This is a genomic window from Asanoa hainanensis (assembly GCF_900188485.1).
Lineage (GTDB): Bacteria > Actinomycetota > Actinomycetes > Mycobacteriales > Micromonosporaceae > Asanoa > Asanoa hainanensis.
Genome location: NZ_FZPH01000036.1, coordinates 25,807 through 36,792 on the forward strand (window position 1 = coordinate 25,807; position 10,986 = coordinate 36,792).

The 10,986-nt window shown below is 70.2% G+C and carries 13 protein-coding genes; 5 read left to right on the forward strand and 8 right to left on the reverse strand.

Annotation, left to right across the window (positions count from 1 at the left end; all coding sequences use genetic code 11):
• Positions 1-64 precede the first annotated feature (64 nt).
• Positions 65-1,006, reverse strand: coding sequence for a hypothetical protein (locus CHC05_RS40215; RefSeq protein WP_089256134.1), 942 nt, complete (start codon positions 1,004-1,006; stop codon positions 65-67).
• A 158-nt stretch (positions 1,007-1,164) separates the two neighbouring features.
• On the opposite strand from CHC05_RS40215, the gene CHC05_RS40220 reads away from it, so the two are divergent.
• Positions 1,165-2,265, forward strand: a complete 1,101-nt coding sequence (locus tag CHC05_RS40220) for a hypothetical protein (RefSeq protein WP_089256136.1) — start codon at positions 1,165-1,167, stop codon at positions 2,263-2,265.
• Positions 2,266-2,378: 113 nt separating this feature from the next.
• Here the strand turns inward: CHC05_RS40220 and CHC05_RS40225 are convergent, their stop codons facing one another.
• The 3 genes from CHC05_RS40225 to CHC05_RS40235 all read right to left on the reverse strand — a co-directional run bounded on the left by CHC05_RS40225 (position 2,379) and on the right by CHC05_RS40235 (position 4,652).
• Positions 2,379-3,359 carry an ATP-dependent DNA ligase gene (locus tag CHC05_RS40225; protein WP_089256155.1) on the reverse strand — a complete coding sequence of 327 codons (981 nt, stop codon included), beginning with the start codon at positions 3,357-3,359 and terminating at the stop codon, positions 2,379-2,381.
• A gap of 151 nt (positions 3,360-3,510) precedes the next feature.
• Positions 3,511-4,194 carry a hypothetical protein gene (locus tag CHC05_RS40230; RefSeq protein ID WP_089256138.1) on the reverse strand — a complete coding sequence of 228 codons (684 nt, stop codon included), beginning with the start codon at positions 4,192-4,194 and terminating at the stop codon, positions 3,511-3,513.
• Between the two features lie 32 nt (positions 4,195-4,226).
• Complete coding sequence (locus CHC05_RS40235) at positions 4,227-4,652, reverse strand: hypothetical protein (RefSeq protein WP_144023016.1); 426 nt, start codon at positions 4,650-4,652, stop codon at positions 4,227-4,229.
• A 111-nt stretch (positions 4,653-4,763) separates the two neighbouring features.
• Here CHC05_RS40235 and CHC05_RS40240 point away from each other — a divergent pair, with 111 nt between their 5' ends.
• Positions 4,764-5,114 (forward strand): hypothetical protein, encoded by a 351-nt coding sequence (locus CHC05_RS40240; protein WP_089256141.1) that lies wholly within the window; start codon positions 4,764-4,766, stop codon positions 5,112-5,114.
• The gene (locus CHC05_RS40245) at positions 5,114-5,611 is read left to right on the forward strand and encodes a hypothetical protein (RefSeq protein ID WP_089256143.1); all 498 of its coding nucleotides are present in this window, start codon (positions 5,114-5,116) and stop codon (positions 5,609-5,611) included. Before CHC05_RS40240 ends, CHC05_RS40245 begins: the two co-directional genes overlap by 1 nt.
• Here the strand turns inward: CHC05_RS40245 and CHC05_RS40250 are convergent.
• Entirely contained in the window at positions 5,570-5,893 is a 324-nt protein-coding gene (locus tag CHC05_RS40250; RefSeq protein WP_089256145.1) for a hypothetical protein, read from the reverse strand. The two genes, CHC05_RS40245 and CHC05_RS40250, sit on opposite strands and share 42 nt — an antisense overlap.
• Positions 5,894-6,000: 107 nt before the next feature.
• Complete coding sequence (locus tag CHC05_RS40255; protein ID WP_089256147.1) at positions 6,001-7,257, reverse strand: hypothetical protein; 1,257 nt, start codon at positions 7,255-7,257, stop codon at positions 6,001-6,003.
• A 278-nt stretch (positions 7,258-7,535) separates the two neighbouring features.
• Between CHC05_RS40255 and CHC05_RS40260 the strand changes: the two genes are divergently transcribed.
• Both CHC05_RS40260 and CHC05_RS41205 read left to right on the forward strand, forming a co-directional pair.
• Positions 7,536-8,411, forward strand: a complete 876-nt coding sequence (locus CHC05_RS40260; protein WP_089256149.1) for a hypothetical protein — start codon at positions 7,536-7,538, stop codon at positions 8,409-8,411.
• 258 nt (positions 8,412-8,669) lie between these two features.
• Positions 8,670-8,903: a hypothetical protein gene (locus tag CHC05_RS41205; protein WP_144023017.1), complete on the forward strand. Its 234-nt coding sequence runs from the start codon at positions 8,670-8,672 to the stop codon at positions 8,901-8,903.
• A 183-nt stretch (positions 8,904-9,086) separates the two neighbouring features.
• Here CHC05_RS41205 and CHC05_RS40265 read toward each other — a convergent pair whose 3' ends face one another.
• Positions 9,087-10,331: an AlbA family DNA-binding domain-containing protein gene (locus tag CHC05_RS40265; protein ID WP_089256151.1), complete on the reverse strand. Its 1,245-nt coding sequence runs from the start codon at positions 10,329-10,331 to the stop codon at positions 9,087-9,089.
• A gap of 363 nt (positions 10,332-10,694) precedes the next feature.
• Positions 10,695-10,986, reverse strand: a 292-nt coding sequence (locus CHC05_RS40270) for a hypothetical protein (protein ID WP_218824831.1), incomplete at its 5' end; no start/stop codon positions are given.

Genomic DNA, 10,986 nt, shown 5'->3' on the forward strand with positions numbered 1-10,986 from the left:
ACTCGTACGGTCCCGGCCAGCGCGGTGTGCGCGCGGGCAGTGGCCTTCCGGCCGGGCGCCGCTGCTACGGCCGCGACGACCCGTCAAGGGCCGGCCGTTGGGTGAGCTCCCGGTAGGCGGCCAGCACGGCGGCGGTGTGGTCGGTGAGTTCGCCCGTGGCCGTCTCGCCCGGCTCGGCCGACGGGACGTTGCGGTGCTGGTCGGCGCTGCGCGTCGTCGCGTGCGCGCGAGCCAGCATTTCCTGCTCGGTTACGAACGCGTGGACGTGATCGGCCAGCCGCCACAGGTCCGCTTGGCGCTGGTCGATCGCGCGGTCCAGGCGAGCAACGGCCCGGTCGACCTGCGTCATCTGGTCGGTCAGCTCGAGCGCAACACGTGAGCCGGTGGGCACGTCCACCGCGGCGGCGCGCAGGTCCTGCCCTCGTTGCCGGGCGGTCGCCCGCTCGCTGACGCGCAGGGTGAGTTCCCAGAGCTGGTCGACCAGGGCCGGCGACGGGTCGTCGAGGGCCACGTGGGTGCGCAGCCGCGGCCAGGAGGCGGCGATCGCCCGGACGTTCTGCGCGGCGCGGTTGATCACGTCGCGATCCTCGTGGCGGGTCAGCACCTGGTGGCCCTCGGCCCACCGGTGGGCGGTGCGGGTGTAGCGGCGCAGCGCCTGCCACGCGGTGACGGCGGCGCCCGCCACGATGAGCGCGGTGCCGGCCCAGGGGCCGGCGGCCCACGCCCCGCCGGCGGCGGCAGCCGCGGAGCCGGTGGTGCCGGCCCAGGCGAGGCGCGCGGCGCCGGTGCGCGGGGTGTGCAGCCCGACCGGGGCCGGTCGGGTCGGGTGCAGCCCACCGGCCCTGCGCACCGGGCACGGGGTGACGATGGTGACTGGGCCGGTCGTGTCGTGCCGGGCGGCGCCAGCGACCTCGGGCGCGAGCACGGACACGACGAGCTTGTCCTCGTCATCGGCAAGCCACAGGTGCTCCGGGGTGAGCCTGCCCGGTCGGGCCGTTGTCGTCATAAGCATCGATGGTGACGCATGGGTACGACAGTTTGCGAGGGGCGGTAGGCCAGCCCATCTCGGAGCGCCTCCCAACCGACGATTTTCACAGGTGGATGTAAGGCTGCTTTACATCCCATCCGCCGCTGCGTAAAGTCGCTTTACGCGGAGGTGGCGTGATGGCCCAGTACGAGATCCAACACGAGTGCGGCCACACCGAGTACCACCAGATCTCCGGTCCGAACACCCACGGCCAACGCGAGACCAAGGCGCGCCAGCTCGGCGAACAGCCGTGCACCACGTGTGTCGCCGCGACGCGCAAGCGGGTCTCCAAGCGCGCCGCCGAGGTCGCCGCCGCCGAACACTGGCCGACCCTCACGGGCAGCCCACGCCAGGTTGAATGGGCGCAGACCATCCGCGTCGATGCCATGACAGAGATCGCCGCTGGGGGCGCCCGCAACGCCGCACCCGCAGAGGCCGCCTCGTGGACGCCACAACAAGTAGCCGATCTCGACACCCTCCTGACCCGGATCTGGCAGCGCGCCGTCCTGCGGCAGACCGCCGCGAAATGGTGGATCGACAACCAGTCCCGGATCCTGCACGCCGCCGCCGCCCTGCTCACCGACAACGACCGCGCCGAGTACAAGGCAGGTGTCGCCGAAATCGTCGCCGGGCTCAGCCCCGAAGCCGCCGCGCGTACCGCCCGCCGGCCGGAGGACCGCGACGCCGACGAGGTCGAAACGCCGTACACCCAGCTGGACATGCCGACCGCCGAATTCCGCGAGCGGCTCGTCGACGCGCTACGCGATGCCGGCGAGCGCGCCGAGGCCGCCAACCTCGCCCGCCGGGCCGCGATCGCCGAGATCGGCGAGCTGTTACGCCGTGACCGTGCGGCCGGCGGACTCGTCGGAATCAACTACGCCCAAATGATCACCGGCCTGTCGCGGCCAACCCTGAACGATGCCCGCAGCGACGAGACCGCCTGGCAGGCCCTCGTCGAGATCGCGAGCCGGTCCGACGACGAAGCCGCCGCGCTTCACCAGCGCCTCCCACACCTCGCTGGCTGGCACAGCGCAGCTGGGCATCTTCTGCGTCAGCACATCGAGGCGTACTGGGCCGAGCGCGGGTTCGACCCGTGGTCCACAGAAGACCCTGGCGAACCAACGGGCTACGCCGAGCTGATGCGGGTCTATCAGCAGACTGTGGACGGGTACGCGGCCGGCGAGCCGGCATACCTGTACGAGCTGCACCAGCGCGAGGCCCGCGCCGGGCACGAGTAGCGTGTGACGTACGGGTGCGACAAGTTTGAGCTGCGCTAGCCCGGCCGGCCGTCGCCATGGCAGGCAGATGGGGGAAAGTTTTGACGGCGCGCCGACGCGCGCGTCAGAGTCCTTCAGTCGTCGACGCCGATGAGTGGCACGTCGTACACCGACAGGTCCCGCCGCGGCCGCACGAACCTGACACGGTGGCGATATCTCGCGTGCTCGAAAGCCGTGTCGACCAGCACTTCGGCCACCACGGCCGGCTCCACCTGTACGTAGCGCAGCGGCTCCGGCCGCTCCCACGACCCCGACCACGACGCCGGCAACGGCTGCGGCCACGGATGCCGCACAGGCACGCCGCGCCGCTGCGCCACCGGGCGCTCGAGCAACGGCCCGAGCTCGGCGCGCTGCTCATCCGTTAACGGTGTCGAGCGCCCGGTGTAGCGCAACCGGCCACGGGCGTCGAATTGCCCGACCAGGATCGTCTGCGGCGCTGACGTCCAGCCGGTCACCCCGCCGATGATCTGCTCAGCCGTGGTCCGCACCCGATATTTTCGCCAGCCGCCGCGGCCGAGCCGGTAGCCCTGGTCGAGGCGCTTGCAGACCAAACCCTCAATTCCTGTCGACGGCCACGTCTCAGCCCACTCGCGGGCGACCGCCAGGTCGTCGGTCTGCGGGCACAGAACGATCGGCGCGGGCGCGCCGGCGAGCAGCTGCTCGAGCAACGCGAACCGTTCGGCCAGCGGGGCGGGCAGCAGCGACTCGTCGGGGGTGGCGAGCAGGTCGAAGGCGACGAAGTGCGCCGGGTACTGCCGCGCCATCCGTAGGACGTGCCGGCCGGCCGCCGCGCGGCGCTGCAGAAGGGAGAAGCTGGACCGTTCCCTGGCCGAGTCCCACACCAGCAGTTCTCCGTCAACGACGACGCCGGGGGGCAGCGTGGCCCGCAGCGCCCGAGTGACGTCCGGGAACGCTGCGCCGATCGGCTTCCCGGCGCGGGTCTGGAGCTGAACGCGAGCCTCCCTCACCCACCCTAGGCAACGCCAGCCGTCCCATTTGGGCTGGTATGCCCAGCCCGGCCCAGTGGGGATCTCGTCGACGGCGGTCGCGATCATCGGCTCGACCGGGTAGTGCAAGTTGCCGCGGTCCCGCGCGGCCGGGCTGGTCACGGCGACGATGTGGCGGATCCGGTTTGTGCCACGCCTTGATCGTCAGCCGGGCAGCCGGCGACGCGCAGGAAGATTCGTCAGCGTGAGTGGCGGATCCTCAGCGCTCGTGGAGCACGCCACCGACCCAGCGGGCCAGGACCTTCTCGTCGAGGACAAGGCGCCCGTCCACCTTGCGGTAAGGCCAGCCGCGCATGAACCCGTTGCGGGGCTGCAGCTCGGGTTCCTGGTCGACGAGGGTAACCATCGCGTCGAGCAACTCCCGTGCGTCGGGGTTGACGCGGACGAGCTCGGAGAGCGTCTTGTCCTCCAGCCTGCTGCCGACGGTGCCGAGCCGCTCGACGACGTTGTGGCGGGCGCGGACCAGCTGCACGATGACCGCCCGGTGGTCGTCGACCTCGACGTTGGTGGAGAAGTCGACGTAGACGACCGGGACGCCCCCGCGCTCGAGGTGCCAGGCCGACGTCCGGTCGCGGACCGTCGCCCAGCCGCGTGCCCACATCGCCCGGTCGACGCGGTCCCAGGTGTCGTCGTCGACGCCGGCGCCGCGCAGGTAGATCGTCGGGGTGAGCGGGGGCGGGCTGGGTTCGGCGGGCTCGCGCTTGAGGATGTTGTGGACACGTTCGCGGCCGGTGGTGCCGAGGCCGTGGCGGGCGATCGCCGAGGCCTCGGCGCCGTCGGCGTGGACGTCGCGGATCGTCTGCTCCTCGACCGCGGCCGCGCGTGCGACCGCGGCGTGGGCGGCCTGGACGCGGGTGATCCGGGGGTCTGTCGAGCTGGTCATGTTGGTTGAACTCCTGACTGTGGCACGGCGGGTCACACGCACTCGTCGCAGTTGCCGTTGCGGTCAAGCTCGAGGCCGCAGTAGTGGCAGTAGCCGCGGGCCGTGCTGCTGTCGCGTCCGAGCATGCCGCCGACGGCGGCGGCCTGGCGGTCGACCACGTTGTACGCGGGGCGCGGCGGGTCGACGTGGGCCGGGGCCGCCGCAGCGGCGGCGGGATTGCGGAACGTGGCGGTGCGAGTGGCGACGCCATGGACGGTGCGTTCGGCCATGACCTTGACGACGATGACTTCGGTGGTGTCGCCGGCGGCCTTGGTGACGGTGACGGTCTGGCCTGGCTCAATGTCGGCGGCGGGGCCGATGATGTCCCATCCGCCGCCGGCCTTGAAAAAGATCGTCTTACCCTCTTTGACCTGGTCGAGCAGCCGCTGTGAGCGGGCGACCGCAGCGTCGTCGGTCATCGTCTCCTCCTGCACGCGTCCGCTCGGTGCATGACCATCGTACAGATGTGTACGACTGCCGTACGAACATGTACGATTAGCGTACACAGTCGGAGGTCGTCACTGGAGACCATGACCGGGACCGCCTACATCAAGGCCTACCGTGCCAGCGCGCGCCAGCTGGCCGCCATCGGCACCGGCGCCGAATGGTGGCGGATAGGCACTCCGCTTGCCAACGCGATCGCCTGGGCCGACCTCGGCTACCTGCCCGACGGGGCCGCCCCGCTCATCGCCGCCGGGATTGCCCCGGACCTGGCCCGCGAGATGGACGCCCTCGCCAACCAGCTGGCCGGCGGATCCACCGGACACGCCGCGCACGTCATCGACCGTCTCGTGACCGACGGAGTGCTGGTCGACCCGAGGCTAGTCCGGCAGCACGTCGACCCGCGCGACCCGACGCACGCGCTCAACGGGCCCGCCTGATGGCCGCTACCCGCGCGGAGATCGTCGTCATCCGCCCCGGCGACAACCGCTACGAGCGCGTGATGAGCACGCTGCGCGCCGACCGCCCGCTGCTGCGCCGGATGTGGCGCGAGGCCGAGTCCCGGCTCGACGAGCACCGCCGCAAGACTTGGGTCGTGGCCGTGGGCGCCGGGGACCGCGCGCTCGCCTGGTGCGCGTACGAGCCGTTCGCCCGCGGCTGCGTCAAGGCGGTCAACAGCTTCGAACGCCCCGAGGTATGGGGCCAGGGGCTCTACGAACGGGTCTACAACGTCCGCCACCAGCTCATCCGATACCGGCGGGCGCTGACGTTCATTTTCGACCAGCCACTCCCGCTGCACCTTCGTGACGGCTGGGTGCCCGTTGCGGATGGGTGGAGCAGCGAACCAGACGCGCCGTCGCACCACTGGAACGAGCTGCGGCGGCCCGCCGATCAGTCACACCGTGGTGTCGGTGATGCGGCCTTGGTGCTCGCGTAGCGCTCCCCAGTTCCAGCCGCCGCGGGTCCGGGCGCTGATTGACCACCGGCCGAGGTCCTTGTACTGCTCGTAGATCGCGTCGAGGATCGCCCACGCGTGAGCCTCGTCGGCCCACTCGCGCTCCTCGCGCCGGGTCGGCCGCCAGGTGCGCACGTAGACGCGCCACGGTTTCGGATCCCCGCGCCGCTCGTAGAGGTGGACATGGAGGATGTTGCGGCCGCGCTCGCCGTCCGCGTTGGGCGTCGGCTCGATCAACCACGCCGACTCGTGCAGAACCTCCATGCAGTCAGCTTCGCACGCCTGTTCTAAATCGGCACTCGCGCCCCGCCATTTATGCAGGTCGGCTGGCGAGCCACTTCGCTCGTTTCTGACCTGCTCGTCCTGTCCCCTCAGCCCTGATCGTTGGCCCTGGCCTGTCCAGCCTGCGCTCCGCGCCGGCGACGCTGGGCCGGCGCGGGCCGGTGTGGCCCGCCTCGGGTGACGGTGCCCGCCGCGGCATTCTGCGTCTGAAGGAGCGGGCGGCTGGGCAGCGTGTTCGCCTCGGCGCGGATGGTGTCCAGTGCGTTGATCACCTGCCGCTGCACGACGTCCCAGGCGCCGGCGTGGTCGGTGACCGGGTACGGCAATCCCAGCGCCCGCAGCGCGGTCGCCGCCTGGGGCGCGGCACCGACGTGTTGACCGGCGTTGCGGACGTGCGTCACGTGCTGCAGGGTGTCGACGGCGCCCAGGATCGCGGGTACGGATACGGCGGGCAACGCCCGGCGCAGGAATCGGCGCAGCCGGTCGAACGGTCCGCCGTTCGTGCCGGGCACGTCGAGGCCCTTGAACATCTCCCCCAGTGCGCTGAGCCGGCTGTCGAACTCGTCAGCGCCGGCCACCGGCAAGGTCAGCCGGACAAGGCGCTCGCCGCTGGGCACGTGGACCAGTTTGCGGTCGAACTTGAGCTGCCACACCACGTCGAGGTAGTCGAACGCGGCCACGACACCCAGCGGCGACACCGCCTCGAGGACGGGGGCCGGTGCCGGCGGCAACAGCCACGCGCGCATCCGGGTGAGGTAATCGTCGACGTCGGCCACCTCGCGGAAGCGGCGTAGGTGGCTGCTGGGCTGGTAGGTCCAGTCGTCGCCGCCCTGCTGCGAGCCGTGCCAGGTGGCCGGTTCGTTTCCCAGCAGCTCGGGCAGCAGCCCCACCCCGGGGTGGTGCTGCAGGCCGAGCTCGGCGACCAGCTGCGGGCCGGACACCTGCACGGCGACGACCCGGCCGGGTTCGAACGGTGCGGCCGCGCGCCGCTCGGCCAGCGCGTTGAGCACCCGCAGGAACATCGTCGCGGTGCCGGCGAACGCGTCCAGGTGCGCCATGCCGGCCACGCTGAGCCGCACCGGTTCCTCCTCGCGGACGCCGTGGCGGTCGCGGCGCACGAGGGAGTAATGCAACTGCGCGTGCGCGAAGTAGGGCAGGGTGGCCAGCACCTCTTCGATGTCCAGACCCTGCTCGTCGAGTTTCGCCTGCACGTACTGGTAGACCGGCCAACCGCCGGTGGTGGTGACCGCGTCGCCGACGACAGCCAGCAGATGCTGCTGTGCCGCGCCGAGCGGGCGCAGCAGCGGATCGGTGGCGTTAGTGGCGGTGGTGGCCTGGACGCTCATCGTATGCCTCACAAAGGATCGTCGGGATGACGATCCACAGCGGGCAGCCGGTCTCGCCGCTACCTCCGGTCGGTGGGCAGCCCAACAGAATAGCGCCTCAGAGGTCGTGGCGACGGCAGCGCGGCCGCGATCGGAGGGTTCGCTACCTGCGGGACGACGTGGAAGCGACGCTCGGCCGGCGGCTGGTCATCGGCGCTCGCCGGTGAGCCGACCAAACCTGATCACGAGCGGTCGTCAGTAGGTAACAGATTGTCGGTGCCGGTGGTTATCGTGCCGGTATGCCGAAATCTCGTGGCCGCAAGTCCAAGCGTCCGTCGACCCCTGCGCAGCGGCGCCGTACGGCGCAGGGCCTCTACGATCCCGGAAAGCTGGCGGTCCACGACAGCAAACTCGGAATGCTGCTGGAACGAGCCCCAGGCGACGTGCTGCCGCTGGTGTTCCCGCCCATGCTGTGGGTGAAGCTGGCCGAGGGCAAGCACGCCAACGTGTGTGTAGACGCCTGTGCCACTCTGCGCCACACCTACGCCCAATTCGGGATCGACGCCCAGCTGATGCCGGTCGGCCTGGCCGTAAAGGACGGAGCCGGCCGCAGCACCGGGTACGCCACCACCCGCCCGTACTGGGAGTCAGGCAAGGTGTACGTCGGGCACACCGTCCTCGTCCTCCCGAGCCTGGGCCGGCTGGTCGACCCGACGGTCGAGCAGGTCCCCGCGATCCGCAAGCTGGGGATGGGCCCGTTGGTCGGCCGCGTACCCGCCGAGGTCGCCAAGAACGTCCGGATGGGCAGCGACATCATCGGCGTGCCCCGCGGTGACCTGATCGTCGCGTACCTGCCGGTCGACCCGGACTGCTCCGACGTGCTCGACGGCGCGCCGGTGCTGGTCGACAACGCCGAGGGTCATCGGCGGGCCGGGATCAACTTGGCCACCCTGATCCTGGAGGCGTTTCGGGCGCCCGGGGTTGTCGAGCGGATCCGCCGAGCCCCCTACCCCAGGCTGCGGGCGCTGCTCGACGCGATCGGCGACGCGCCCATGGCACCCGACCCTGCCCACGACATGCGGATCACCCTGGCAGGCGGCGCGGCCGTCCGACTGGACGAACTCGACCTTCCCGCCGGGCCGGCGCCGCGATCGTGGCTCGGCCGATGGCGTTGAGCGCGCGGCCCGCGCCCGGCGTCGGTGCGCTCGCCGTGCGGCCGACATGATTTATGCTGGCGGTACATTTGGATACAAGCGCTAGACCGAGCAGGGCGTCTACCGGCACCGCGACATGCACCGCCGGGTCCCGACATGGGCAACGAGACGACGGGGCAGGTCGAACGGTGACCCAGGCGACATGCCGATCCGAGCAGGAGCAGGCCCACGAGGGGGCCTCCTTCGACCTTGGATCCGTGAGCCGTCAAGGAGCACACCATGCTTCGTCGACCGCCTGCGCTGTCGGCTTCTGCGCTGTCCTTCACCGGCGTTCCCCTGGTGGACGCCTTAACCGACCTGCCGACCTGGACTGTCGTCCTGCTCTTCGTCCTGGCAACCGGCTTAAGCGTCCTGCGGATCGTGTTCCCTCAGCAGTCCAAGGACCGGCTCGCCTGGTGGCAGGGGTGGTGGTCGCGTCCGTCGCGTCTCAGGCGTACGCCTCGCAAACGCTAAGTCTGACACCGCCGACCGGTGGGGGACGTTCACCACCGGCCGGCGCCGTTAGGCGCCGGCAGCCACGCTCGCGGGCGTGTTCGACCTCGCCGCGATATGAAGGTATCGCCCGGCATCCGTGGCAAGCTGATCCACGGTCGGCTCGCCCGTCCGCCGCTCTATCGCTTAGGCGGGTGCTCGAAACTATGGCTGGCGCAATGGGTCGCCGTAGTCCATCGCTCGCAGCAGCTGGCCGAACAGTTGGTCGAGCAACGGCTGGAAAGGCCCGCGCAGGTCCGCGCCGGTCGCCATGAGCGTCTGCCGGTAGCTATCGTCGCGGTACTTGGTCTTGTCCGGTACGTGCAGGCGGCGCTCCGCGGTCGAGGTGGTCGGCTCGCGTATGGCTCCGGCCAGGCCGCCCAGGTGCAGCCCGATGCCGTAGGTCCCGCGCAGACCGGCCTCCTCAGCCACCTCCGCGATCCATGCCAGGGCTTCACAGGTGAAGGACATTGCGTAGTCGAGGTAGAGCACTTTCGTCATGGCCTCGCTGTACCGGTCCTTGTGGACCTCGGTAATGAGGTCCGCGGCGAACCGTGCCCCGCCTGACTCCAGGACCTCGATCGTGAACGGTGTCGTGCCACCGGATCCGAACCGCAAGGCCATACCCCCAGGGATGCGACGCGCTCCCCACCCGTTCGCGCGGTCAGTCCACCTCCAGGGCCTGAACAGGCGGGACATCGCCTCGCTGCCTGCACGCGCGGCGCTGGCGCGGGCGGATGCGGCCGTCATGCGGTCGTTGAACCAGCTCGCCGCGCCGGAGGCCGCGAGTTGATCGCGCAGCGCATCGCGGCGCAGCAGAGGGATCGGCGTCGCGGTGATGACCAGCCGGGCGGCCGACATCCCCTCCCCGTCCATCAGCGCGTCCGCCTCGTCGAGGTCCTTGTGCACCACCTCGGCGTCGAGGTCGTGGCGGGCCAGCAGACGTACTACCTCGGTGTGGTCGAGCGGCCGCGTTGTGCGGTTGTCCCGTCCGAGGTAGCGGTGATCGACCATATGGGGAACACCGGTTGCCGGCACGTCGATGATGATCACGCCAGTGGACAGGTCTGATGGGCTGCGTAGATCGTCGCGGATCGTCACCCGCAGAGGCGGTGAAATCCGGCTGGCGCAGATCTGGTCGATCCGCTCGATGACGCCCGCCAGGGCCACCGGCGACGCCTTGATCGCGACTCCTGTCGTCTTGTCCTCTTCCACCCCGATGACAAGGACGCCTCCGTCGAGGGCGAGCGCGGCGATGTCCTTGGCCTGCTCCTTCTTGCCGCTCTCGCCGTTGGAGTAGTCGTCGCGCTTGAGTTCGAGGGTGTGCGATTCGCGCAGCTCGCCTGACGCGACATGCTTCTCGAAATCTTCCCATGTACGCCAGTGGCCCGCGCCATACCGATCTGTCACGTCGTGATGATCGCACCGGGGCCGATCCACTCACGAGGCTGGCGGTTCGTGCGCCGCCGACGACATCACCGATCCGACGGATGCCGACACCAACCCCGCCGTTCTGGAACAGGATCTCGTACGAGCCGGGCTCGCGAATGTCGACGATCTCGAGGAGGTGCCACTGTTGAATGACGCCTGCGGGGCCTTCCACCCACAAGGGCATTTCGCCAGGTCGTCGGGATCGGTAGCCGGTCCCGGACTCAAACCGATCAACGATGCGGTCTGCTTCGCCGCCCCCACCGCCAACCAGGATCTCGGCGAACTGGCGTAAGCGCCGTCGCGGGCGTGGGTCGCGCCGGTACGGTCAGACGGCTCCTACGCCTATCGGCTCGCGTCGCTGCGCGTCTCGCGCTGCCGCTCACGGAGCAGCCGCATCCCCGCAAAGTGGTAATAGACGATTAGCGCCGTAAAGCCACAAATACTGGCGAGGCGAAAGGCGATGGACAGCGGGTCTTCGACCTCGCCGAGGACCAAGTGCAGCGAGGTCGCTATCAAGCCAACAGCGGTCCCGAGCAGCGCGACGGCTAACCGACCCGCGGTCCATCGAAAGTGCGGCTTCTGTTCCACAGCTTTCAGTATGTCAGCAGGTCGCCATGCGCCGCGGGGCCGCCAT

What these genes read in the sequence shown, in the direction of transcription:
- CHC05_RS40250 (WP_089256145.1), bottom strand. Translation starts at nt 5,893, where the DNA reads ATGGAGGTTCTGCACGAGTCGGCGTGGTTGATCGAGCCGACGCCCAAC.
- CHC05_RS41205 (WP_144023017.1), top strand. Translation starts at nt 8,670, where the DNA reads ATGCTTCGTCGACCGCCTGCGCTGTCGGCTTCTGCGCTGTCCTTCACC.
- CHC05_RS40260 (WP_089256149.1), top strand. Translation starts at nt 7,536, where the DNA reads ATGCCGAAATCTCGTGGCCGCAAGTCCAAGCGTCCGTCGACCCCTGCG.
- CHC05_RS40220 (WP_089256136.1), top strand. Translation starts at nt 1,165, where the DNA reads ATGGCCCAGTACGAGATCCAACACGAGTGCGGCCACACCGAGTACCAC.
- CHC05_RS40255 (WP_089256147.1), bottom strand. Translation starts at nt 7,257, where the DNA reads ATGAGCGTCCAGGCCACCACCGCCACTAACGCCACCGATCCGCTGCTG.
- CHC05_RS40245 (WP_089256143.1), top strand. Translation starts at nt 5,114, where the DNA reads ATGGCCGCTACCCGCGCGGAGATCGTCGTCATCCGCCCCGGCGACAAC.
- CHC05_RS40235 (WP_144023016.1), bottom strand. Translation starts at nt 4,652, where the DNA reads ATGACCGACGACGCTGCGGTCGCCCGCTCACAGCGGCTGCTCGACCAG.
- CHC05_RS40225 (WP_089256155.1), bottom strand. Translation starts at nt 3,359, where the DNA reads ATGATCGCGACCGCCGTCGACGAGATCCCCACTGGGCCGGGCTGGGCA.
- CHC05_RS40215 (WP_089256134.1), bottom strand. Translation starts at nt 1,006, where the DNA reads ATGACGACAACGGCCCGACCGGGCAGGCTCACCCCGGAGCACCTGTGG.
- CHC05_RS40230 (WP_089256138.1), bottom strand. Translation starts at nt 4,194, where the DNA reads ATGACCAGCTCGACAGACCCCCGGATCACCCGCGTCCAGGCCGCCCAC.
- CHC05_RS40240 (WP_089256141.1), top strand. Translation starts at nt 4,764, where the DNA reads ATGACCGGGACCGCCTACATCAAGGCCTACCGTGCCAGCGCGCGCCAG.